Consider the following 26,093-nt stretch of genomic DNA (forward strand, 5'->3'; position numbering starts at 1 on the left):
ATTATTTGATTATTAATAGGGAATTATTACTGAAAAGGAAAGGTTTTTCAACAAAATTCAATAAATTTCACTATTAATAATAGTCCCAATCTAGTAGATATACTTTTTCTTTGTTAATATAATATTGTAAGCATAAAATGAATATTGCTTAAAATATATTTTAAAGGTGATAGTATGAATTCTACTTTGAAGGAAAAGGAATTAGAGCTTTTGGCGAAAGTTGCAAAAGAAAATAATTTGCCAATTAAGATGTTACACCAGTTTATTAAATCAGCTGAAAAGTTCTCCTATGAAAACTTATCTCCCGGAGCCAGAAAGAAGGAGTACACTGATTTAATCAGCTTTTATGCAAAACAAAATAAAGGTGATGACTAATGTTATTTAAAAAGTTAATTTTCGACAACTATAAAACATACTATGGACATCAAGAAATTGATTTCTATATCCCTAGCGATATTAGGAATGAAAAAGAAAAAAATATAATTCTGCTCGGTGGCTTAAATGGTGCAGGGAAGACAACTATATTAAAAGCTATTTTATATGTTTTATTTGGAAAACGAGGTATTACTGAACAGGAGCACAAACGTTTATTCTCAAACACAATAAATAATTCATTTTTTGACGAAGGAGGCAGAGATTGTTCTGTTTCACTCGTCCTTGAAACAGATAGGGGCGAAGATTGGGAACTTCAAGTTAAGTGGAGTTTCGATAACTATAAAAGGTTATTAAACGAGAACAGATCCCTTTCAATCAGAAAAGCCGGAAATCGACATGGTAAAAAGATTAAAATCGATAATATCGAGGCTTTTAATAGAATTATTGATAAGATTATCCCTTATAATGCTGCTCCCTTTTTTATTTTTGACGGGGAAGAAATTAAAGATATTATCTTAAGACAAAACAGTTCAGAAATGAAAGAAGCCATTCATAAAATCACTGGAATGGAAGCATATAAACAGTTGTTAAGTGATTTAAAGTCGATCAAAATTACTACGGAACAAGGTTTAGCAAAGGCTGTAAGCCAGACAAAACTTAATTCATTAAATTCTGAACTAGCAGAAGTAGAGGAAGAATTAAACAAACTTGAAATACGCAAGTCTAAGTCTATCGAGGAAAGTAATAAGCTCGAATCATTGATTGACAATGCAAAAAAAGCCCGAAACGACAAACTTACTTTAAATTCGAAATCCAGAGAAGTAATTATTAATAGACAAGGTAAAATAAGCACTGAATTACAATTAGCAAAAAAGGATTTCGAAAGTTACTTTAAGGAAAACGCAATTAATATTATCTTAAATAAAAAAATTATTAACCTTAAAAAACAATTAAAACTCGAAAAAGATATTAGATATAAAAAAATCATGCAAGAAGCTTCATTAACTCCATATCGAAGTTTTATGAACCAATTGCTGAATAAGGATATAAGCCCTCCCCTATCAACTGAACAATTAGAGCAGATAAAAAGAATTGGAGAAGAAATATGGGCAAAAGAAAACAATATTAATTTAGGTATCCCAAATGGTTTTGTAGAGATTCACGACATATCAAGTAATGACCAGGGATATTTACTGAATTTAGTAGTAAAAGACAAAAATCATATTATCGAATTGATTAATAAAATAGAAAAATTAAATCGACAGATGGACGATCTAGAAACTGAAATACGAAACGCACCGGAATCTGTCGACATTACAAAAGAAAATAATGCAATTGATATTTTAGTAAAAAAGCTTGGTGAACAAAATTTAAAACATAGAGCTATCATGAACAAGATTAACAAAGCAAAAGAAAAGAAAAGCTCAATCTTAAATCAATTAACAAGATTAGCTGAACAAGGATCCGGATATGAAGAGCTAAAAGAACGATTAGACTACATTAATAGGATAATAAAAGCACTTAATGAATATGTTACTCAAAATACAATAATGAAAGCTAACTTTATTAAAGATGAATTTTCAAGTATGTTAGTAAAATTATTCCGAAAGCAAGATGAGTTTGGTAAGATCGAATTTGATATTGACTCTTATACAATTCGATTATTTAATGATCGCAATCAAGAAATCAGTATACAGGATAGGTCAGCTGGTGAAATGCAGATGATCTCATCAGCGTTAATTTGGGCGTTAACCAAGGCGTCTGATCTTTCATTACCGATGGTTATAGATACTCCACTTGGACGGCTAGATAGTTATCATAGAAATCATTTAATCAATCATTACTATAAGCATTTAAGTGAACAGGTTATCATTCTCTCAACTGATACCGAAATTACAAAAGAATACGTTGATTTAATGAAAAATAACTCGTACAAACAATATATGCTGGATTATGATGAAGACAAAAAATATACCATTATTCGTGATGGATATTTTAACTTTGTGAGGTTGTGAAATCATGGCAAATAGAAGAATGAATCTTACAGGTACAGGAAAAGAGATATTAGACAATCTTTGTGAAACATTAGAGATTGAACGACCATTTGGTGTGAAGATTGCTTTTTCAAAAGGTCTCTCAGCTTCAAATGGAGTAATTAACAATGAAATTAAAGATGATAAAGCAAAATGGACAATCCCCGATAATATTATAAGGGATAAAGAATTTATCCTTTTTAAACATTTAATTATAAATGAGGTTGGGAAGTCCTTAAATGATGAGGAAATTCATCAATATTTACTGGCATATATTGAATACGGTTTAAGAATTATTAAGGATGAAATTGAATCTCTTAGCACATTGGAAGATTACCGTATAAAGATATTAGGTTAAAAAAGGTATCCGCAGTATGCAGATACCTTTTTTATTTAAATTCTCTCCCACAATGGAGTAATATTAACAACTGTTACAATAGGCTGCGTTAATTCCCCGCGATCGTCTAACACTGGACCATTTACAATACATTGACCTTTCTTAAGAGAAGATAGTTTTTTTTCCCATTCCTTTTTATCATTTGGATTGTAGGATAAACTACCTGCGATATAAGATACTTCTTGATCTGGTGGAGCAAAGTACACCTTTTCACTTGCCATCTGTAGTCTTGCAAGTTCACTTGCATCAAGCTGTGATTTTAAGAATTGAGTAGCATACCAAGCCGACCATCCAAATTTTCTTCCCTCTTGCAAAATCCGTGCAGAAGGTGAGTTTTCAGTGTGGTCAAGGTTTTGCGCCTCATCCATTACCACTGGCATAGGAATATTTTTATTACCATTTCTTACTGCATAATTCCATAAATCCCACAAGATAAATTCTGTAATCATCAATTGAACATCTCTTGGATAACCTGTTAATTGGATTACAAATACTTGACCATCACTTTCAATTATTTCCTTCCAATCTAGTTCTGAAGAATTATTAAACGGATTTCGATCAATTAATGGTCGAATCTGTGATAAAGCTGTTTTTGCATAATTTGAACCCTCTTCCTCCAACTCCAGCTTTAACTTTTGTAGATCCATACTATCTCCATATTTATGTAAACCGTTTATTGTTGCTTCGTAAATTGCATTTAATTGTTGAATTCCTAATGTACTATACACTGCCCCAAACACACTTTTAATTCTTTCCGCAACATCTGTTTCATTTTCCGGAAATGTTAAGCCCCCAATATCTCGAACATTTCTTTTAAATGGATTAATTGGGAACCTTTCATTATAGACAACAGACTGTTTTAAATTGTTACCTAGGTATTCTACAAATTCAGGTTCCAATTGATTAGGTAAAAAACCTTCCGTATAGTCAATAACTATGCTTGAAATTCCTTGCTTTGCTTTTTCCAAAAGTAAGCATTGCATAAAATATGTTTTTCCTTGACCTGAGTTACCCGAAATCAGTAGGTGACGATTCGCAAGATTCTTATTTCCATATTCCCAGTAAATTTGTTTATTAGAATTTAAAGCTTTTCCAATTAGAATGCGTACTTTTTCAAGGGGTGTTGAATCCGTTCTTTCATTATCATTAGGAAGTTCAATGCCGTCATTTTCATCTACAACCACAGTGGTTTGTTTATTATCTAAATTAGAACTGTCAATAATATTAAGATCCGATTCTTCATTATCTTGAGACACATGATCGATTTTTTCTTCGAAATTCGTTTCTTGTTCACTACTTCTTTCATATTTGTAGTTATATGAAATTAGTCTTTCTTTTACAAAGTCCGTTTTTCCTGTCTGGATTTTTTCTGTTAGATTCTGAATTGATTTAACAATACCTTCAAAGCCATCATGCAATGTCAGGTTTAGTATTGTAACATTATCCTCCAAACTTGAAGTTCTTAAATAAGCATCCTTCTGGAAAGATATGATTGCACCTTCACCTATAAGTGACTTTAGATCTGTAGACACTTCATAATCATCTGAAAGAAGTTTTTCTATAATTTCTTCAGATAATTTATAATCCCCCTCGTCCCAAAGTTCACTTTGTTTAATTTTCTTTGCATTTGCAATAAATATTTGTGCGAAGAAATTTCTGTAAAATTGATTCTTAAATGTCTTTTTACCATCTTTATAGATAAGCTCATTATCAAAGAGCTTACGGGTGTTATAAATCTGTTCTTTTGCTTTTTCGAATACACCACTTGGGTTATTCCCAATCTTAACTTCTACCGGATAGTAGTGAAGTTTTAAGGTATCTCCATGTTCCAATCCTACAAGTAGTAAGTCATCACTATGTTTACCAGTAACCCCTAAATTTTTAGCTGTAAATACCCCTTCTCTTTTATTTAAGCTAACAGCACCGGCAACCCTCAATATTTCTTCTAGGGAAATAGGAACCCATAATATCTTAGGGTGGTTAAAATAGGCTAACGAATATTTAATAGCTGAAATAATACTCAGCTTTTCTCTATCAAAATGCCCTTTACTTCCTGCTATTCTTAATAACCATTCCCCATTGAATGTATTAAAAGCTTTAATTGTATTCACTATATTTTCTTCAGTTACCTCAATATCTTTATTTACTAATATTTCTTTGATTACAGAGTTAAACTGGTTAGACTTATCGGTTACAGTTATTGCATCATATCTGCTTGAAGAAGTAAATTGATCATTATAATGTATGACAACTAAATTACGATCATATTTTTGAAAGAACTCTAAATCAACACTTGGATCAATAAAAGTTACCCAATAGGATGCATCAAAAATCTTAGATAATGTCTCTTCATCTTCGATATCAGTACGCGAAACAATTCCTTCACCTTTTTTGTAAGTATCATTTCCTCCATTAAACATATTGGCAGCAAGTTCATTAGCAAAAAAGGCAGTTTGTAATAGAATATTATCATCAATCTGGCAACCTTTGATACCAAACCCACTCCGATAATTTTCTTCACCTTTCATAGAAGGGACAGTGGAAAATACCCCATCAAGTGAAATACCAGTAACCATATCTTTCATAGGGAGATGTGCCCTATGTTGTTGTGCATGCATTTTGTAAAATGAAATATGCCCATATCTGTAAGACTTTTCATCATTACTATGCTTAAAATAAAATAAATTTTCTCTAATAAATCGGAGAATATCTGATTCATCATATTTAGATGACTTAAGATTAATATTTAAATATGATTTAACTTGTTCAAGTTTCTCCATCCTTGAAAATTCATCGAAAGCACTCTGCTGGCTGATATCCATATAAAGTGATACTTCTACTGGTTTAAGCTCATCAGGACCTTTCTCCTCAATTTTCTCAATAATCCAATTTACAATACCTCTGAGGATTTCTTTATCATTTGTGATATTCACTACATTTAATTGTAAAGGTGCCTTTGAATCACTTAAGAATAAAAATTCAAAGTGTTCTTCAAACTGTGTAATCTTTTCATGAACTACTTTTGCGAGATACTGACTTGCATCTGATACTGTTACTTCTCGCACTGGTTTAAATCGAATCCATTCAGGTGCATGACTTTGGCTATCTGGCTTATAGAGTTGATCGTGATCGTTGTAAATAAATGGAATTAACGAATCAGGTTTAAGACGACTGAGAATCATATTATCTATTGGTTCTTGTCCAACCTTTTCAGTTAAATATAGTTGATATGCAACCACAATCGGATGGAAAGGCGTAAAGTAAACTTCGTTAGCTGCAACCATTACTCCTAGTTTATTTAAATTTCTTCCTTTATTTCCAGGGGCTTTTCCCTCTTCGAAGGATTTGATTTGCCTTAAATATTCTTGTAGATAATCTTGTGCACGTTTCTTTAGTTCGTCGGAATAATAACATAAGCTAGGTATGCTATTAATTCTAAAATATTGTATAAACCTACTATAAGCTTCCCGCAGGTCTTCATTTAATTCTAGACTAACTGGAACGACTTCTTCCGAATCAAGAATGGCTGATTGAATATTGTTTTCTACCCATTTTTGCTCCCATTCAAAAAAAGTTTTATATTCCTTGTGAGTATAATACTCATTATTCCCAATCATCAGCCTATTGTTTTGAAACTTAAAGTCTTTTGCTTCTTCTCTTTTCATTTTCCATATTCGCATTCCTGTAATTGGTGTTGCTTCAGGTAAGTCATTTTTTAATCGAATCGGAATTCTACAACCGTTATCTTCTACAGTGATTAATAATTGGTCATCATCATCAAAAGCTTCTGGTTGAGGTATTAATGTAATTTCAGTATCTTCAGGAATTTGAATTATTTCATCCGCACTTACAATTTCAATTGATTCACTATTATAACCATCACCAAATTTGATTTCTTCTATATCTGATTCAAGTTCAAGGCAATTATTACTTACGTTTACAAAATACTTAGTTTTCAGATCTTTCAATGTAACTTCATTACATGGGAAGATTGCGATATGAAATTCGCTTCCCAGTGATGCTTTACCTTCGTGTTTATATGCAATTTTAATAAAGGTTGTTTTATCCTTAGATGCAGGTATCTCAAACGTTGCATTAATTTTACCGACATTTAGTGTAACGTCAGAACCTTTTGAAATAGTGAAAAATTCCTTGGATAAGCTCTTTACTTCACTTCCTTCAATTTCAAAATTCACATGAAGTGATACTGATTCTTCTTGGTTTGGATTAAAAATTATTATCTGCCGCTTTCTTTGCCCAGCAGAAGTTTCGGAAAGTGCGCGATCCCAAATAACAAGTTCTTTATCAATACTTATTTTTTTCAACTCTACTTTTGTTTTTTTGCTTTCTTTTATTTTCTCTTCAGCAAATCTTGCAATATCTGAGAAACTTTCTTCGGCCCAATCTTCTTTCTTGAGTTCCTGAACACCTTTTTGAGTGAATTTTTGTCCTAATTCTTCATCAAGAGAACCACCAAAATCATGAACTTTTTGAACATATTCAAACAATTCTCTGTTCTTCATTAGTCGATCATTTAATTTATTTCCTTTTAACGTAGAAAGTTCATTATCCTTAAACAAACCAAATTTCTTGTAATCTTTATCTTCTACTTTCCCTTTTGAGAGCACTTCAAATATTTCTTCAAAATCAAGTAATGTTACTTGTTGAAAAAAATGGTCATCCATTAATCGCTTTAAATTATCTAAAAGAATAATTACCTCAGTTGACGTTAAATTACTCTTTTCAATGTCTGTTTTTAATTGTTGAAATAACGAACTTGGATGTAGCGGCATTCCTTCTTTTTGAAGATTACTACTACCTCCTTCGATACTATCAAGTTGCTCCGAAACTATACTAAATAGTGCAGTTTTCTCCCAAACACCTTGTTGTTCCCCTACTTGATTTCTTAATGTTACTAAAAAGTCAGGCTTAACATTACTAGATGTATTAGCGAACACCAGATTGACATTGTTTATATTTATTCCAAATGTACTATAGGGTTCACCCATATTGTGTTGATAAGTAAAAGGTATAGCATCTTCATGATTTTTAAAAACTTCAACTAATTCTTCAACTTCACCATGTGTATCTAATTGCAAATAAAAACGATCGCCTGGCTTTATTTCAGTTTCCTTAAAAAACTTTAACAAAACATCACTTAAATACTTATAGTATTGGTTTAACATATTGAGCATCACCACTATCACTTTTCTTTTCTATTATATTTAAATTATCTAGAAGTTCCGTTACTTCTTTAACAGAATACCGATCTAACGCAACTCCCCTTTTTTCAAATTCCTCGAATAGTTTCTTAAGTGGAATTCTGTCATCTTTCACACTAACCGCAGTTAGTAAAAGTACAAAATCCTGAGTTAAGTTTAAGGTATAGCCAAGATTTCCTCTTGCTTTAAGGAATTTTCCAATTGCAGCATCCTCAACTGCTTCACCGTATTTTTTTACTACTTGAGTACTCATACCCTCTTCTAAACAATGAAATAATTGTTCAAATGCCTCTGAAAGTGTGTTTTTTTCATTAATTTCAAATTTCAAATGAGCTCTTTCATGATATTTATGAACCCATTGATTAATACTTTGAATAAATTCTTGACAATCCTTGTCATCTTGTAAGAATTCATTTAACTCGTTATAGGTAAAAAATCTTTCCCCATCCTCATTTTTAGTATTGTGACTTAACTGGGAAAGAGTGTGAATATGAACGAAGAGATCCTTTGTTCTTTCTTTCAAGCTCTTGTATCCTCCAACACTTGCTGCATTTCTTCTTTTGTTTAAAGACTCCCAATCAAGCGCAAAATACAATGGTTCAACCTTTGAATAATCCGCACTATCAAATTTCGAAAACTTCAATGTGATCTGTGAAAGATAAAGAAAATAATAAAATTGAACTAGATCTGGATAATGCTCTAGAAAATAATCTCTGTATTTACTGATATAGATAAAATCCTCTTTAAACAAATCTGAGACTACTTTTAATAAAGGTCTAAACGACTTGGTTGAATTATTGTTTTGTTTTTGTAGTGACCCTAAATTATCAAGGACTAGTGTTGTAAGAATATCTTCGCCAGCTTTATTTAAAAATACATCTTGAAACTTTGTTGACTCATCAACCAAAATATCAAACGAGAATTTAGCGATCCTTATTTCTTCGTTCCTTAATGCCTTCTTTTTCTCATTAGATAATGGATAGTAATTAAAAATATACGGATGAATTGATTTTATATCACCGTCTTGACCAAAAAGGTGAGATTGTAAAAAATGATTTAAATCCAATCGAATATCATCATTTTCACACTCAACCTTTTCCGAAATTCGAGAAACTAATGGATCAGCCTCTTCATACTCCAACTCATCAGAATCTTTTTGTTTATCTAATTTCAAATCAGAAATTTGTCTAGTAAATTCTCCTAAAACCTTTTGAAATCTATCTCTTATAACAGTTGTTTTCCTACTGGAATTGAAAGGCAAGATACTCTCAATATTTCCAGTATCATGGATGACTCCGTCTCTGTTTTTTTTCTCTTTTATTAATTTTTCTAGATCTTCTATTAACAACCTCATTGGCCTTGCTCCTTCTTGAACTCATAACCACCAAATAATCCCTTTGATAAGGTATATTTTTTATTTTCCGAAGGGATATGAATTAGTACTGCTTCACTTTGATTACCAAACTTCATTATATGGTCTAAAAACTCAACAAATTTTATTGCATCCTCTTCGTCCTTTTTGTTTGGACAATACCCTTTTAAGACTTTTGATAAGAGATCATAGAGCGGATAATCAACATCCAATTCTATTTTCTCATTGTTATTTCCAGTAAACACCACATGAAAGGTTTGTCTAAAGCTTGTAAGAACTTCATCATTAATAGGAACTAAATGTGCCATACTTGGTTTAGGTGATAATGCCTGTGCAATTCTAAAACGTTCATTTGGCTTATTAATATAAACATATCCATTTTGCGGACTTCCACGCCATTTAAAAATGGTCTGAATGACTTCTTTGTAGAATGACTCAACTTGTTTTTTATCAGCCTTATTAAAATGATAAAGATACTTCATATAATTCTTATATGAAGGTTTAACCGCATCTTTTGCAAACTCTTTATTTGTTAAGTAAGTTAATCTAACCAGCGATTTGCTAAATTCATAAACTAACTCTTCAGGTATTTCATTTTGATTAGATACAGGCTCCAACCACTTTTTTCCCAACGAGTGTAATGTGTATTTTTTAATGATTGTACCCCAATCACTCAAAGTATTTATATCAATATTTATCTGATCTATCACTTGGGAACGTAAATGAATTGGATCTAAATAAGAGATTGTTTTTAAAATTACAGACCTGTCTTTTCTTGTAAACAATAAACTAGGGACTGTTTGATTTAATTTTTCAAATGCATTCCATTCAAAATCGGATAACTCTGTATAAGATTCCGGAATAATCAAATCTGCAATAAAATTGTAAAAAGCTCTCGCAGAAATAACTAATTTATTTCGGACAATGCCTTGAATTACTAATTGGATAATTTCACTTTGAACATTTTCATCCATTAAAAACTCAAAATTCTCATGTATAACACCGTTAACTTTCCTCTTTAAATCCTCTTCATACGCTAAATAAAATGGATTATTACTATCTTTTGTAAAAACTTTACTAAAGATTTGCGAATAAAAAGATGATTTAGGTCCATTTTCTGTAAGTTCATACGCTTGGTAATCACTAAAACCAATTAGATTAAACCCGTCCTTACTAAACTTTGTTGTAACCTTTTGACTAAATAACCCACTTGCATCAATAAATTCTTTGAGTTTGTTAAAAGTTTTACCTTCATGTTCATGTAAAAGGAAGTTATGAAGAACTCCTAAATTTATAGCAAGGATCACTTTATCATTTGATTGCTCTATTTTTTGATCTGAAAAACCATCCAGTAGTTCAGATAGTGTTTCAATAGCGTTTTTATTTGGACTAAAGCTTTCTGTTGCATCGTTTAGTACTGTGTATTTTTTGATGATTTCTGGCCACTTTTCGTTAAAATAAGCTAGTAAATGGGATTTCCCGTCTCCTACACTTCCTGATAATAAAATTAATTCTGCATTTACCGAATCATGGGTTTTATTTAGCATATCTTCAAAGTCATTTTGTATTTCCCTCTTCACATGCATATAATCCTTAAACTTGCTAAATGAATTTGCGTTTTCTACTGCTTCCTGAGAAGATTCCCTAAGTCTTTTTAACTCTCTTAACAAATAACTTCTACCCTCTGATAAATCCAAAGGAAACAGTGTCTCTTTATTATCATCTTTATCTAGTCTCTGTTCTTTTGATTTTTCTAATTCTTCATTGATTTGATCAGAAAAAGTTTCATCCTTCTCCTCTTTTTTAGTAAGGTCAAGATACTGTCCCAATTTTCCACGAAGAGCATCTTCTATCAGTGACTGTATATCGTCTAATTCAAATCCTTTTTTTGGTGGACTTGGATCTCTATATTTAGGAATTTCAATATTTGCAGAGTAAACTTCGGTAAACCAAACCCCTAATTTATACATCTCTTTGAAAATTTTAATAGCTTCGATAATATCAGGTTTAAAGGACGCTTCGTGAACAGCCTTGTTCCCTACAATTCTAATTGATGTAAGTGTTTGTTGTATTTCTCGATTAATTATACCCTCTCTAGTAAGGTACGATATTCGATCATAATGTGTTGGAAGATTTGAATAATCAACATTTTCTCTTCCTAAAACATCCTTAATTATCTCCTCCGCAAATAAACGGGCTTTAATAACACAACCTTTTGGATCTTCGTAAATACTATTTTCTATTTCTTTCGCATTTTCAGCAGCATCTTTATTTAACGCTTCCATAAACCTAAAAAGATATTGTTGTTCCAACTGTTTCCACTCCATTTAATGAACTTATTTCATTAAGCAAATAATTAGTCATTTTACACTTCCATTTTAACATATCATTCCAGTTTGGACATTCTTTCGACTCACATATAATAGTTTTTATCAAAAAATACGAATAAGGGTTCGTTTATTTCTTGTAAATGGAATATGATCCGTTTATAATCAAATTATACTTTTACGTACGTAACAAGGAGGTTTGTCATTATGGATGCAACATTTAGTTATAACTTTCCCGCAATTAGAGGAGTTCAAGCAGGTAAAGAATATTATGTCGCAATGTGCCCTCTTCGAATTATTCCAAAAATCTTCCTATTTGATGAGGAGGAAATTCCGCCGGAACATAGGGCACAAAGAATCCTAAACAAAGTAAGAATACCAGAAATAACAAACTACATAGTTGAAAACCCGAATGATTATGTATTTTCATCAATTACTGCATCAATTGACGGTGAAATTCAATTTCTACCTTTTAATAAAGATGAAAATTCTTCAAATGACTTGGGTCAACTAAGAATCGCACTAGATGCAAGGTTCCTAATAAATGATGGACAACATAGGAGAGCTGCCATAGAAGAAGCACTAAAAATTTCTCCTGAGCTCGGAAATGAAACTATTTCTGTTGTCTTCTTTTACGATGATGGTTTAAAAAAATCACAACAAATTTTTTCTGATTTAAACAGACATGCTGTAAATACTACATCTTCCATTGGTATACTTTATGACCACAGGGACCGCTTATCGATGGTAACAAAAGATATTATAAATTCTATTTCCTTATTAAATAGATACACAGATAAAGAGAGAGTTTCCTTATCTAAAAACTCACCAAAAATTTTTGCTTTAAACCATATATTTAATGCCAATTTAAGATTGCTAGGTGTAGCTAAGGGGGACCAAATTTCAGATAACGATGAAAAGTTTCTAAAAGATTTTTGGGAAGTCTTTTGTAATTCTATAATCGAATGGAAACAGGTATATAAAAAAGAGCTTTCCCCTCGTGAGTTAAGAGCAAATTTTATTATTGGACATGCTGTCTTTATTGAGGCTGTTGGTCTAGTGGGTAGATATTTACGTACCTATCACGAGGAAGATTGGCAAACATATATTGAAAAACTATCTAATATTGATTGGCATAGAAGCAATACAGATCATTGGTTAGGTAGGGCTTTTAATCAAAACGGCCGTATCCAAAAAACAACCTATACTATTCAACTGACTTCGAATAAAATTAAACAGTTATTAGAATTGCCATTAACAGAAACAGAGCAGCAATTAGAAGATAAAATCTTTCAAGGAGTAGTCTAATATGATAAATGGTCTAATAAGTAACCAATTTAATAAAGAGCAACGATTTTCATTTGTTAATGAAGCTAAAGAACATATAAAAAAGGCATATAAAGAAGACAACCGCCCATGGGTAGTCGGCTATAGTGGTGGTAAAGATTCAACAGTTGTAGTCCAGCTCGTTTTTGAAGCTTTAAGTGAGATGCCTAAAGAAGAATTGCACAAAAAAGTGTATGTGATCTCTTCGGATACGTTAGTTGAAACACCATTAATCATCAATTCTATTAATCTTACGTTAAGAAGAATACAAGATGAAGCATTAAATAGAAACTTACCTTTTGAAACACATAAAGTTAAACCTAATGCAAAACAATCTTTCTGGGTAAACATCATAGGAAAAGGCTATCCAGCCCCAAACCAACAATTTAGATGGTGTACAGACAGATTAAAAATAGATCCTGCAAATCAATTTATTATGGACAAAGTCTCCTCATTTGGAGAGGTAATTATGGTATTAGGAGTTCGAGAGGATGAGAGTGCAACTCGTGGCAATGTAATTCGTTCTCATACAGTTGAAGGAAAAACGTTTATGAGACACTCTACCCTATCAAACGCATACGTATATGCACCCATAAGAAGTTTTACAGTAGATGATGTATGGGATTATTTATTAAATCACCCTTCCCCTTGGGGCGACGATAATTATGAGCTTCACAAACTTTACCAAGATTCAAATAGCGGGGAATGCCCTCTTGTCGTTGATAAAACGATAAAAGAAAGTGCAGGTTCTTGTGGAAATAGTCGTTTTGGTTGTTGGGTTTGTACAGTAGTAAATGAAGACAAGGCTTTAACTGGTTTTATACAAAGTGGCCACAATTGGATGAAACCTTTGCTTGATTTCCGAAATTGGCTATCTTCAATAAGAGATGATAGAACGAAGAGAATGAAATATCGAAAGCACGGACATATCTATTTTAAAGAAGTAAAAATAGTAGACCTTGATAGTAAACCACATGTACTCATACCTAAGAAGTCTAGTAGACCAAAACAGTTTATACCACTAGAAAATTATGTGGTTATTAAAAAGGAAGAGCTTAACGCTTATGTTGCTGAGAATAACATTGATTTGAGTGCACCCGAAGATCAAATGATACTAGTAACATACAATGAAGAGACCCTTGATGGCCGAATTGAAGAGAAGTATGCACAACTTGGATTAGGCCCTTATACAATGGATGCAAGAAAAGAGATGTTAACTAAACTATTAGAAGTACAAAGAGATTTAAAACACCCAGAAGATCCACATTACGAATTAATTAGTATTGAAGAACTAAAAGAGATCAGAAAAATATGGTTTAAGAATGGTGATTGGGAAGATGATATCCCTAAAATCTTCAAGGAAACAATGGGCTATTCTATAGATTGGGAAGTAGATGATCGTCCATTGTTTGACAAGGACCAGATTTCAGATTTAGAACTTCTTTGTGACCAGTTCAAAGTTGATATTAAAGTAGTTAAACAATTAATATCAGTTGAAAAAGATTATTCCGGTTATAAAGTACGAAGGGGCTTAATCGAAGAAATTTCAAAAGCACTAAAGCAGGACTATCTACATTTATAATAGAAAATGAGGTCTAAAGATGATTATAAATGAAATAAAGTTAACAAATATAGGTGCCTATAAAGGAAATAATACATTTGATTTCCGTACTGCCGCCGATAAAAACGTCATACTTATAGGTGGAGAAAATGGTGCAGGAAAAACAACGCTGTTAAATGCTATAAAAATTGGGTTATTCGGGTCTTATGGTTACGGCTATAAGACTGATAGCGCTGATTACTATAAAAAAGTACAAAATATACTTAACCATTCAGCTAAAAAGCTGAATGAGAATAACTTCAGAATTCAATTAGACTTCTCGTTGATAGACGAATTTGAGAAAATAGACTATGTACTTTATCGATATTGGAAATATACAGGCAAAAGCATTAAAGAACACCTAGATATATTAGCGAATGGGAAGCATCTTACAGATTATGAAAAAGAACTATTTCAATCGAAATTAAAGGAAGTTATGCCACCACAGCTATTGGATTTATGCCTCTTTGATGGTGAAGAAATTGCTAGAATTGTGAATGAAGATCTCCTTACAGATTATTTAAGGAAACTATCAAAGGTTGTCTTTAATCTAGATTTATTTGAAACACTAGAAAATGACTTAGAAAACTACTCAAATCAAAATCTAGATATGAAGAAAATGGAACTATCCGAACAGCAGTTATTCGATCTAAATAATCGTGAAAAAGAATTAAGAATTAAAATAGTTGATAATATCGCTAAACTAAAAACTCTGATACAGGATAAAGAGGAACTTCAAGATGAGTTCTATCAGTTAAAGAATGATTTCGAAAAATATGGCGGGCTAGTAAAGTCTGAAAGAGATGAAATCGTCAAAAACATTAACAAATTGGAAGTAATTCGCAAACAAAACTTGGAGAGAGTAAGAGAATTTGTATCTAATTTACTCCCCTTCTTTCTATCAAAAAATCTATTGAAAGACACTAGATTACAAATTCAGGACGAAGAATCCTTACAGCTATCCAAGCAACTAGAGATGAAGCTCACAGATGAAAAGCTTAGTACTATAGTTAAGAGTCTTGTTCCAGAATCTAAAGATGATACAAACTTCCTATTAAAACAACAATTACTGAATCTTGTAAAACCAGAACGGGAAATCAATCAAATACATGGAGCCTCCTTTTCAGAGAGTAGTTTAGTCGAAAATATGTACCTAAACATAATAAGTGATCCAGACAAGGATATATTAAAACTACTTGCTAACAACAAAGAAAAATTAGTTGAACTTCAAGGTCTAAAAGAAAAACTTAAAATTAATGATTCAACTAATGAATTCAGCGAAATGATTGAGAATATGGAACTAATACAGAAATCTTCAATGAATCTAGAAGAGGAAATTTTCAATACAGAATCATTGTTAGAAGAACAAAAAAGTCAATTAGAAGCTGTTACTTCTGAAATTGATAAATTACAAAGTACAATTCGTGATACAGAGAAAACAAAAAGCTCATTCCTTGAGTCACAAAAGATAATTGCTCTAAGTAGAAGATTTCGTGAGGTTCAATTAAAGAAAAAACTTCAACAAGTACAAATAGAAGCTTCATCAATGCTAAAAAGAATATTTAGGAAACATAATTACGTTTCAACCATCATTATTGATCCTGAAACATACGATGTTGTTCTTTTGGACTCACAAAAAGACTATATTGAAAAGACTACTTTATCTGCAGGTGAAAAAGAGATTTTATTAATCTCTATTATCTGGGCGATTTTTAAATGCTCAGGTAGAAAGGTTCCATTTATCTTTGATACACTTTTAGGAAGATTAGATAAAACACACAAAGCTGCTGTATTAAAAGACTTTATTCCGAAGTGTGGAAAACAAGCCATTATATTATCAACTGACACAGAAATCGACGAGGAACATTATCGTATTTTAGAAAATTATATTGCTAAGGAATATATGTTAGAGTTCGATGTTACGAAGAAAGAAACACAAATTATCAACAATTATTTTTCATTTAAACAAACGGAGGTGAGTTTATGAACTTCCGATTAAAAACTTCTAAACAAACTGGGGAAATTTTAGTTTCCCTTCAGGCAGCCACTGGCTTAACATGGAACGTTTTATCGAGAATTGCTGTTTCACTTTCATTAAAGGACCCTACTCTTCCAGAACTCGTTGACAATAAATCTGGAGTAGATATTCATCGAAATGCAATGACAGGTGAAAATGATTATATTTTTAAAGCTTTAATTAGACAGCATGCAAAAAGACATGTTCCTGATGAAGAGTACTTCCCTGACTTATTTAATGCTCACTTGGAACGAGGAATTGAATTACTTGAAAATGAGTATAAGCATGCAGGTAACTATGAGAAGCTATTGCAAAATCTTTTAAAAATGGAAGATTAGGTGATTCAGATGCTTTATTTAGACAATAGTGCTACAACACAAATACATCCGACTGTAAAAGATGCAATGTTACCTTATTTACTAGAAGAGTTCGGGAACCCTTCTAGCAAATATTATTCATATGCAGAAAATGCAAAAAATGCAGTAAAAGAAGCTAGAAAATCTCTAGCTTCTTTACTGCACTGTGACGACTCAGAGTTAATCTTTACAAGTGGATCGACAGAAAGTAATAATATGGTTTTAAAAGGGGTTGCAGATAATTATATTTCAAAAGGTAACCATATTATTACAACGAAGGTTGAACATCCATCCGTTATAGAGACCTGTAAGTATTTAGAGTCTAAAGGATATGAGGTTACTTATTTAGATGTAGATAAATACGGTAGAATAAACATAGAGAAACTTGAAAGTAGCATTAAGGATACTACAATTCTTGTTTCAGTTATTTGGGGTAACAATGAGTTAGGCTCATTAAATGACATTGAAACAATCTCAAGAATATGTTTAGAAAATGATGTTTTCCTCCATTCTGATGCCACACAAGTTATCGGAAAAGTTGAAGTAGATCTTTCTAACTTACCTGGATTAACATTTTTATCTTGTTCAGGTCATAAATTCCATGGACCAAAAGGAATTGGTGCAACATTTATAAGAAAAGACAGATATGAAATCTTGACCAAGATAACCCCCCTATTACACGGTGGTGGACAGGAACAAGGAATCCGTAGCGGTACTTTAGCTGTTCATAATATAGTTGGATTTGGTAAAGCAGCAGAAATAGCTAATATGAATCTTGATGAAAACATTAAGAAACTAGAGGACCTTGAATCCTATCTTACAGCAATTTTGGTTGAAAAATTTGGCGATCAAATTATATTAAATAACGATAAGACAAATAAGATTCCCGGAATAGTTAGCGTTCAATTTAAGGGGCTAAATAATGAAATACTGGTTAAAAGCCTAGCCCCAGTTATAGCAGCATCAACTGGTTCGGCTTGTAGCTCGAGTAAACCGTCTCACGTTTTGGCCGCAATTGGGTTGTCCATTGATGAAGTGAGGTCTACTATTCGATTTTCAATGTCGAGTTTCATTGAGAAGGAAGACTTGGAGATATTTAAAGAATTGTAGGGTATAAGCCCTGCTTTTTAATTTATTTTGAAAAGACGTGCTAAATAAAACATATTAGTTGCCTACCTATCTAACATTTAATAATTTTGATTTTATTATTGATCGTGTATCACACAAGACTAAAAAGAGTACCTATCCTTTCGGATAGATACTCTCCAACATATTCAAATTTACAGTATATTATATACCTTTGAGGACATCAGAAAGAGAGTTCCCTGTTGTTTCAATTGAGGTAACATAATCATCAACAAGCTCTTTCAATATAGTAATAGTTCCTGATTCTTTGTATTTTTGTCTAATATCGGTATCCTCTTCTTGATTAGCAACAAACTTTTTGTGCGTTAAAGCAATAATTGAAAGAATTCTTTCCTTAAATTCCTTACTATTTTCGTCATCAATATAATCAATCAATCTTTGTGCACTTTCACCATTAATTTCATCATATCTTATGTCAAATATATATTTTATTAATGCTACAGAATGACCCACAACCAGTTTCTTTCCTCTTACTAAGCGATTTAAGGTCTTTTCATCAAAATTTCTTACTAAAGATTTTATTTCATCAAGATTATTGGCTGAGAAAAATCGATCATACGTGTCAAATAGTTTCTTGGCTAATAAATATAACCGAGGGTCTCGTTCTTTGCTGTAAACTAATCTATAGGTTGTGCCATCAGTAAAAATATCGTCTTTTGCACCAATAGCTTTTGCCGGTTGACCTATATAACTTAACCAGACTTGTCCAACTTCTATCATATTAAGTCTCCTATTATTATATCTTGCCTTTTCTGCCGCTGATAGTGAGTTCCACTCTCCCCTTTTTCGTTCATAATGCCAAGGTTGACTTAATGTTTTGAAATTCGCTTGAATTTCCCGTTGGACTGGGTCATTTGTTTTTAAATCTGAAGATTTGACTGGAGATTGAGAATTAGTAGCTTCTGCAATCCTAAGCAATTCATCTTTTCCTTTTTGACTTCTTTCTATCTTAATTATCTTACTTAAAAGTTTTACACCGTCAGGTATGCTAGCATGGTTATTAATCATGGTACTTACCGTCTGACAGCCATTGACAATCTGTGGATTTGTTAATATTATCTCTCCTTCTTCAAATTTATAATCGTTAACAAGAATTGTGATTCCATTATTATAATGCCAAAAGTATTCATGCTTATCTTCAGATAAAAGAGTATCTTTAATTTTTGTATTCACTCTATTTTGATGACCAAGGTGATACCTGACATTACTACCAAAAATTTTAGGATTATACTTATTTGCTTCTCTTGCAAATTCTTTTCCATTAAAAGTAATAACAATTGAATCTCCTATGCCAGTATTATATGTATACGTAGGAGAAGGAACTGAAATATAAGAATTGTCTTTTATTGGAATGCGAACATCTTCACCAGTAAGATCTTCAACTGTCTCCCTTGTAACATAAAGGTCATATAACCGTTTTAAATCCCATATTTCACCTCTTGGATTGAATTCATTAGCATCACATTTATTAAAAAATTCTAACTTTGCTGGATCAGTTATTTCTCCAAAAACAATACAGTTTAAAACAACCTTTGAGCCGTTCTCAGTTGCAATTTGGAATTCAGAACTGATTTTCTTTAATTTATCACTTCTATCTGCGGCTGTTCTTTCATCAGCAATTATAGATAGCGCAGAAAATAAATCTCTTATTGGTTCAGGGCCAATCACTGTCTCCAAAGGATTATTCGGATATTTTACTTGGTGAATATGGAATAATTGCTCTGCTTCATCGTGAAATCTACCATCCAAACCGCCATCTCCCTGAGTCAATGTATCAGTTTGGTTAAATGCATCATCATCACTTAGCTCATGAATATAACCTACTACCCATGCAGCAAATGCATGTCTATTACTGTTTATTCCATAATCATTTTTAAATTTTTCTACACAATCAGATACCCAATTAACAAAAGTTTCTGGAACTGTCATTTTCATTACCCCTTTAATAAGAATTTTGTAATAGAACTAATTCTAGACTTATTAGAAATTTCCTTTTGATTTTTTAATTTGGTACACTTAAATACACAAAAAGCTATTAACTTATTACCAACCCCATAGAGAATAGATTTATGTCTTTTCACAACACAATTCTTATTCGCCCTCGACACCAAGTAAAAAGGCATTTCCTCCTTTAACTGCCACACAAAGCCCATTGGTACTTCATGCTTTACGTAGTCAGCTGTTCCCAAGATTTCAAATGGTGCGGTGTGGCCGTTATCTTGTTTTTATTCCCTGATAAATTGAGCGATTTGGTAATTGTTTTCTGGGATGAATATGGCGTTGAGCCGTAGGTCTGTGTACTGCTACTTTACTTTGTGTTTGCCAATGGAATAGCTTATCGTTAATTGCATAGTCTTCATACAATGTTGATGCTGAGAAATCTTTTTCTGATTTATTTAAGGTAATGGAAAATTTCTAATTTTTTATCTTGGAAGTGAATTTTTGTGAGATAATTTCTTCATATATTCCTTGCTAAACATCATGTCACCTCGATAATTTTATCTATTGTTAAATAGTTTCCATTATCATGTCAAAAAATCCTTCTTTTTACCTAAGAAAGTACTGTTTTAGGAGAATTTAGACATAAAAAAACAGTCCAGAAGTATAAAGTGTACCCTTCTATAGGGTACATTTTAGTAAGTGGACTAGTTTTTTTATATAAACGAATTATAAGATTGTTTCATTAATACCTTCATTCATCTTGTAATCAAAACAAAGTTTATATAATTCAATAATTTCTTCTTCTGTAGGAATTCTTGGATTATTTCCAGGGCTACCACTTGCAATAGCATCTTTCGCCATTTTTCTAACTACTTTATGTAATTCTTGTTCGTCTATCCCCCACTCCTTCATATTAGGGATATTCAAATTCAAACAAAGTTGCTTTATTTCTCGGACAACGATATTTGCGATTTTTTCATTTGAATAACCATTTAACTCTGGTTTAATAAACAGTCCAATATTAGCTAACCTTTCTATGCAAGCTGATTTACTATATTCCAAAATTGCAGGTAGCAACATTGCATTTGAAACTCCATGTGGTACATGAAATAAGGCTCCTATTGGTCTAGACATTCCATGAACTAAACAAACAGATGCATTTGAAAATGCGATGCCAGCTTTTAAAGCTCCTAATGACATTTTTTCTCTTGCTAATATATTGTTACCATTCTTATAAACTTCTTCAATGTTATCGTAAATCAATTTGATCGCGGATAAAGCAAGGGTATCTGTGAATGGATGTGAGCGTCTTGAGATATATGCTTCGATTGCATGGGTTAGGGCATCTACCCCAGTTGCTGAGGTTATATTCTTTGGAGAAGAAAGTGTAAGCAAAGGATCAACTATAGCGACTTCTGGTAAAAACGCAGGTTGTTTAATCATCATTTTGACATCATTTTTTGTATTTGTAATAACTGTAACATCTGTTGCTTCAGAGCCAGTACCCGCAGTGGTAGGAATCGCAATTAGAGGAATAGCCTTCTTATCAGCGATTTTTTTATTCCCTATAAAATCACTAATACTTCCCCCATTTGTGGCAATTACTGCAACAGCTTTTGCGGTGTCAATACAGCTTCCTCCACCTAATGCAATAATGACATCACACTTATTTTGTTGAAATACTTTCAAGGCTTCATCTACGAATATGTCAGTCGGTTCGGAAGTTATATCCAAATAGGTTGAATGCTCAATTCCTTCTTCATTAAAAATGTTTTTACATTCAGCAACATAACCAATATCCTCCATCACCCTGTCACTAATGATCAGAGCTCTAGTTCCTAGTTTCCTAGTTTCAACCCCTAATCGTTTAAAGGAATCGGATCCATAAAAAATAGCTTTAGGCATATAGACACTTGATATTGAACTCATTTCTTTCCCTCCCTAGTTTTGTTTGCAAATTATGTTTGAACTAACTGCAACGTCCATATTTCCTATCCAATTGATTTAACAATAATTAACGTATTTCTATTTTATTCAAAATTATTATTAAAAGACTACTAGATATTTGAAGAGCTAAATCCTGCCTCTCTTTTAAACTAATATGGCTATGCATTAAGTCCAATCGACACCCTAGTAAATTTTAATCGTATGTTCTTGCAGGATACGAGGTTGGAGTAAGACAAAACAACATTTATAGGTTGTACATTTTTCACTTATGGAAACAAAAGTACTTATTATGCATTTTTTACAAATAGCTTGTCATATTCCTCTCAATCAAAAAATAATATATACCATACGAATAGAATGGTGAATGTATAATGTAAGGGGGAGCACAATGGCAGATAATGGCTTTGCCGCACCTTGGCATCAGGAAGGTACTCGTATATCAAGGGCTGATGGAGATTCGTTGGATCGATTACTTGACTTTAATGAAAAACATAACAGAAAAAAAAGCATGCATAGCTTTTTCTTGTATACGTTAATTGGGTATGCCTTCTACACATTTATTAAATATGTCTTATACACTCCAGATGTATTTGGCAGTTTTACAATTATAGATACGCTGTTTACTAATAAAAATCTTGTGAGGGATTTATTTTTCGGGGCAGTATTATATTTCACTTCAAAATTCACCTTTGATTTAAAAGAAAAAGCAAAGGATGAATACCACGCCCTACGGAATGAAATTGTTGATCTATCGAATAAAGAATGGGTAAAAAAATATGATGATATAACAAATCAGCAAATCTATGAGTATGTGAAAAAACATGATATCAAGATTAATCATAAAACGAAATAGGTATAAAAAAGGCTGCCTGCCCCACGCTGGCAGCTTTTACTATCGTTAGCAGAATTGCTTCATCAAAGAAAAATAGTTCACTTGATTTACAGTAATGGCTGTTACTTCGGTACTAACAGCCTCCCCTCATTCCCGCCTAAGAAACGGAGTTGGAAGTATTTTCCTCATAGGAAGTAAGTCCTTTTCTATCGACTTTATAGTGTAAATATGAGTTTCTGCCTATGTTTATCTAAGGATTCCTACACTTATTGGAATTTTCCGAATGATATAAACTTTATCTTGTACTATGAATCTAGTAAAAGGAGGCATTTCATGAAAAAACTAGTAATGTCGTTTGGACTCACTACAACACTTGCATTTGGGGCCATTGCAACACCTGCAGTATTCGCAAAACCAATCGAAGTGACGCAATCTCAGAAGGAGAAGTTCTTTGATCACAAGGTGATTAATCAACTAAATGTAGACAATATTTATAACAATATTGCATATCTTTCTGAAACACCGCGTGTTGCAGGGACTGAAGCAGAACACAACGCTGTTCAATACATAAAAGAACAATTCGAATCCTATGGATATGAAACTGAAATTCAACCATTTACCTTCTATGGCTATACACCTCCAAGTTCAATTGAACTTTCGGTTAATGGCTATGATGGTACCCTCCAGCCAAGTTCTTTCACCTACACTGTGAATGGAAATGTCTCAGGGGAACTAGTTTATGCAGGATTTGGGACAGTCGCTGAACTTCAAGACACTGACCTTACTGGAAAAATCGCGCTTATTCAGCGTGGCGAGATCTCGTTTGCGGAGAAAGTGTTAAATGCTGCTGAAAAAGGAGCTTTAGGAGTTATTATTTTCAACAATACTTCAGGAGCTATAAATGGAACTCTTGGAGAAGCGAATGACAAGTATGTACCTGCTGTTGCATTAACGAAAGCAGAAGGTGATGCACTTAATGAAGCACTTGTAAATGGAGAGGTACTTCATACTTCGCTTCAGGTTGAGGGCGCAAGAGCTGGTGAAAGTATTTCTCATAATGTAATTGCAACAAAAAAGCCAACAAATAAGAAAAAAGATACAAATGATGTAATTGTTGTTGGGGCTCACCACGATTCCGTAGCAGGTGCACCTGGAGCAAATGACGATGCATCAGGTACCGCTATGACACTTGAGCTAGCTCGTGTCTTTAAAGACGTTCCTACAGATACCGAAATTCGCTTCATTACATTTGGTGCTGAAGAAAATGGACTACTTGGCTCCGCACATTATGTGGCAAATCTACCTGAGGACGACCTCAATCGTATTATCGCAAACTTTAATTTAGATATGGTAGGAAGTCGTGATGCAGGTAACCTAACAATGGCGACACTTGATGGTAAACCAAATCTAGTAACTGAGCTTGCACAAGCATCAAGTACAAGATTGAATGGGGAACCTACTCCAATTTATGCTGGTGGTAGAAGTGACCATGTTCCATTTGCAGAAGCTGGAATCCCTGCTGCATTATTTATTCATAGCCCATCGGAGCCTTGGTATCATACACCAGAAGACTCACTTGACAAAATTAGTAAGGAAAAACTCCAAGATGTTGCTGAAATCGTAGGTTCTGCCATTTATGATCAAGCCCGTTTTGACAATATGGGACCAAAACCTAAAAAAGGACCTAAAGTGAAAGCAGACCCTGAGTTATATCATGAGCAGTCTTTAAAATAAGAAAGAATTATAACAACAAGCAAGGCCATTTGGTCTTGCTTGTTCATTTTTCAGTTAAGGAAAGATACTCCAAGAGACTTATTGAAAACAAGTCATACAAAATTCGCTCCCCTCATACCTTTTGTAGTAAAAGGAGGGATAAAAATGTTAAACAGAGTGTCAGAACGCTTTTCACGTGTGATTCAGCGGTATTTGCCTGATGCGTTTGTTATTGCAGTGTTGATGACTTTGTTTGTGTTTGTCTTAGCCTTTTTTACAGCTCCTGCTGATCCTGCTAATTTGTTTCAGTCGTATGGAGATGGATTTTGGACTTATTTAGCGTTTACGATGCAAATGGTGCTTTTGCTAATGACGGGGATGGTCCTTGCTTCGGTTCCTTTTGTCCGGAGAGGTTTAGAGGCTATCTCAGCTAAAGCGAATACGGCAACAAAGGCCTATTTATTCACGTTCTTGATTTCCGCTGCTGCGTATTATATTAACTGGGGGCTCGCTGTTGTCGTCGGTGCCATCGTCGCTCGTGAGGTCGGTAAGAGGAATAAAAATGCTCACTTCCCACTTTTGGTCGCATGTGCCTATGCTCCTACAGTGCTCTATACAGCCGGGCTTTCCAGCTCAATCCTTCTAACAATCGCAACAGAAGATCACTTTCTCGCCAATGTAATGGGCGTTATCCCAACCTCTGAAACCATTTTCCACCCGGGTACTGTCATCATTTTCTTTGCACTACTCATTACAATTCCTATTTTTATTCTATTAATGGCTCCAAAAAAGAATATCATTCCTTATACAGCAAAAACGGAACCACCACAAGCAGAAGTTGTTACCAAAGAAGACAATAATTCACCAGCCATTCGTTTAGAGAACACACCTATTTTGGGTATTTTAATTGGCTTAGTTGGTATCGTTTATGTGTTGCTACAATTTGCTAAAAGTGTGGACCTCAACTTGAACCTTATTAATATCTTATTTCTATCATTAGGACTGCTCTTTCACCGCTCACTTGCGCAATATGGAAATGCCTTTAAGGAAGCTGCCGGTTCTATTTCGCCTATCATTCTACAATTTCCTTTCTATGCGGGGATTATCGCACTACTCGGTAGCTCCGGACTTGCCGATACCATTATCAGGGGTATGACTTCCATTTCAAGTGCAGATTCATTTGGCGTGTTTACGTATTGGACAGCTGGACTTGTCAATATCTTAGCACCATCAGGTGGTGGACAGTGGGCACTACAAGGTCCACTTCAAGTGCCTGCAGGAATGGAACTAGGTGCCGATCCTGCCGTTATCGCGATGGCAGTCGGCTGGGGAGATGCCTGGACGAACCTCATCCAACCATTCTGGGCCTTGCCGATCTTAAGTATTGTTGGACTTCATATTCGTCACATTATGGGCTATTGTATTCTACTCAGTGTGTGGATTGGGATTGTGACTTCGATATTGATTTATTTTGTTTACTAGATAAAAT

At 33.2% G+C, this 26,093-nt stretch carries 16 protein-coding genes and 1 pseudogene; 11 read left to right on the forward strand and 6 right to left on the reverse strand.

Features of this window, described 5'->3' with window-relative positions; genetic code table 11:
• Window positions 1-174 precede the first annotated feature (174 nt).
• Genes CKJ95_RS12315 through CKJ95_RS12325 form a run of 3 tightly spaced genes read left to right on the forward strand, consistent with a single transcriptional unit; the run spans window position 175 to window position 2,766 of the window.
• A complete protein-coding gene (locus CKJ95_RS12315) occupies window positions 175-375 on the forward strand; it encodes a DNA modification system-associated small protein (protein ID WP_099353721.1) in 201 nt (66 codons plus the stop codon).
• Window positions 375-2,390 (forward strand): DNA sulfur modification protein DndD, encoded by a 2,016-nt coding sequence (gene dndD / locus CKJ95_RS12320; RefSeq protein ID WP_099353722.1) that lies wholly within the window; start codon window positions 375-377, stop codon window positions 2,388-2,390. The genes CKJ95_RS12315 and dndD (CKJ95_RS12320) overlap by 1 nt, the downstream gene beginning before the upstream one ends.
• A 4-nt stretch (window positions 2,391-2,394) precedes the next feature.
• A complete protein-coding gene (locus CKJ95_RS12325; protein ID WP_099353723.1) occupies window positions 2,395-2,766 on the forward strand; it encodes a DndE family protein in 372 nt (123 codons plus the stop codon).
• A 35-nt stretch (window positions 2,767-2,801) separates the two neighbouring features.
• Here the strand turns inward: CKJ95_RS12325 and dptH are convergent, their stop codons facing one another.
• From dptH to dptF, 3 genes are read right to left on the reverse strand one after another with little or no spacing between them, the layout of a single operon-like run.
• The gene (gene dptH, locus CKJ95_RS12330) at window positions 2,802-7,991 is read right to left on the reverse strand and encodes a DNA phosphorothioation-dependent restriction protein DptH (protein ID WP_099353724.1); all 5,190 of its coding nucleotides are present in this window, start codon (window positions 7,989-7,991) and stop codon (window positions 2,802-2,804) included.
• Window positions 7,972-9,375, reverse strand: coding sequence for a DNA phosphorothioation-dependent restriction protein DptG (gene dptG / locus CKJ95_RS12335; RefSeq protein WP_180271494.1), 1,404 nt, complete (start codon window positions 9,373-9,375; stop codon window positions 7,972-7,974). Before dptG ends, dptH begins: the two co-directional genes overlap by 20 nt.
• A 2-nt stretch (window positions 9,376-9,377) precedes the next feature.
• Window positions 9,378-11,711 (reverse strand): DNA phosphorothioation-dependent restriction protein DptF, encoded by a 2,334-nt coding sequence (dptF, locus tag CKJ95_RS12340; RefSeq protein ID WP_180271495.1) that lies wholly within the window; start codon window positions 11,709-11,711, stop codon window positions 9,378-9,380.
• A gap of 222 nt (window positions 11,712-11,933) precedes the next feature.
• Between dptF and dndB the strand changes: the two genes are divergently transcribed.
• From dndB to CKJ95_RS12365, 5 genes are read left to right on the forward strand one after another with little or no spacing between them, the layout of a single operon-like run.
• Window positions 11,934-13,034 (forward strand): DNA sulfur modification protein DndB, encoded by a 1,101-nt coding sequence (gene dndB, locus CKJ95_RS12345; RefSeq protein ID WP_099353727.1) that lies wholly within the window; start codon window positions 11,934-11,936, stop codon window positions 13,032-13,034.
• 1 nt (window position 13,035) lies between these two features.
• Window positions 13,036-14,634 (forward strand): DNA phosphorothioation system sulfurtransferase DndC, encoded by a 1,599-nt coding sequence (gene dndC, locus CKJ95_RS12350; RefSeq protein WP_099353728.1) that lies wholly within the window; start codon window positions 13,036-13,038, stop codon window positions 14,632-14,634.
• 19 nt (window positions 14,635-14,653) lie between these two features.
• Window positions 14,654-16,639, forward strand: a complete 1,986-nt coding sequence (gene dndD, locus CKJ95_RS12355) for a DNA sulfur modification protein DndD (protein WP_099353729.1) — start codon at window positions 14,654-14,656, stop codon at window positions 16,637-16,639.
• The gene (gene dndE / locus CKJ95_RS12360; protein WP_099353730.1) at window positions 16,636-17,007 is read left to right on the forward strand and encodes a DNA sulfur modification protein DndE; all 372 of its coding nucleotides are present in this window, start codon (window positions 16,636-16,638) and stop codon (window positions 17,005-17,007) included. The genes dndD (CKJ95_RS12355) and dndE overlap by 4 nt, the downstream gene beginning before the upstream one ends.
• 9 nt (window positions 17,008-17,016) lie before the next feature.
• Window positions 17,017-18,135 (forward strand): cysteine desulfurase family protein, encoded by a 1,119-nt coding sequence (locus CKJ95_RS12365; protein ID WP_099353871.1) that lies wholly within the window; start codon window positions 17,017-17,019, stop codon window positions 18,133-18,135.
• 180 nt (window positions 18,136-18,315) lie between these two features.
• Here CKJ95_RS12365 and CKJ95_RS12370 read toward each other — a convergent pair whose 3' ends face one another.
• From CKJ95_RS12370 to CKJ95_RS12380, 3 genes and pseudogenes are all read right to left on the reverse strand, one after another.
• The gene (locus CKJ95_RS12370; RefSeq protein ID WP_180271496.1) at window positions 18,316-20,100 is read right to left on the reverse strand and encodes an AIPR family protein; all 1,785 of its coding nucleotides are present in this window, start codon (window positions 20,098-20,100) and stop codon (window positions 18,316-18,318) included.
• A 158-nt stretch (window positions 20,101-20,258) separates the two neighbouring features.
• A pseudogene (locus CKJ95_RS12375) lies at window positions 20,259-20,608 on the reverse strand (DUF3427 domain-containing protein); the annotation flags it as partial.
• Window positions 20,609-20,838: 230 nt separating this feature from the next.
• A complete protein-coding gene (locus tag CKJ95_RS12380) occupies window positions 20,839-22,041 on the reverse strand; it encodes an iron-containing alcohol dehydrogenase (RefSeq protein WP_099353732.1) in 1,203 nt (400 codons plus the stop codon).
• A 406-nt stretch (window positions 22,042-22,447) separates the two neighbouring features.
• Here CKJ95_RS12380 and CKJ95_RS12385 point away from each other — a divergent pair, with 406 nt between their 5' ends.
• The 3 genes from CKJ95_RS12385 to CKJ95_RS12395 all read left to right on the forward strand — a co-directional run bounded on the left by CKJ95_RS12385 (window position 22,448) and on the right by CKJ95_RS12395 (window position 26,086).
• Entirely contained in the window at window positions 22,448-22,912 is a 465-nt protein-coding gene (locus CKJ95_RS12385; protein ID WP_099353733.1) for a DUF2663 family protein, read from the forward strand.
• Between the two features lie 312 nt (window positions 22,913-23,224).
• Window positions 23,225-24,625 carry a M20/M25/M40 family metallo-hydrolase gene (locus CKJ95_RS12390; protein WP_099353734.1) on the forward strand — a complete coding sequence of 467 codons (1,401 nt, stop codon included), beginning with the start codon at window positions 23,225-23,227 and terminating at the stop codon, window positions 24,623-24,625.
• A gap of 144 nt (window positions 24,626-24,769) precedes the next feature.
• Window positions 24,770-26,086: a short-chain fatty acid transporter gene (locus tag CKJ95_RS12395; protein ID WP_099353735.1), complete on the forward strand. Its 1,317-nt coding sequence runs from the start codon at window positions 24,770-24,772 to the stop codon at window positions 26,084-26,086.
• The last annotated feature ends 7 nt before the right edge of the window (window positions 26,087-26,093 follow it).

Origin of the sequence: Fredinandcohnia onubensis, assembly GCF_002734285.1 — a bacterium.
GTDB classification, from domain to species: domain Bacteria; phylum Bacillota; class Bacilli; order Bacillales; family Bacillaceae_L; genus Ferdinandcohnia; species Ferdinandcohnia onubensis_A.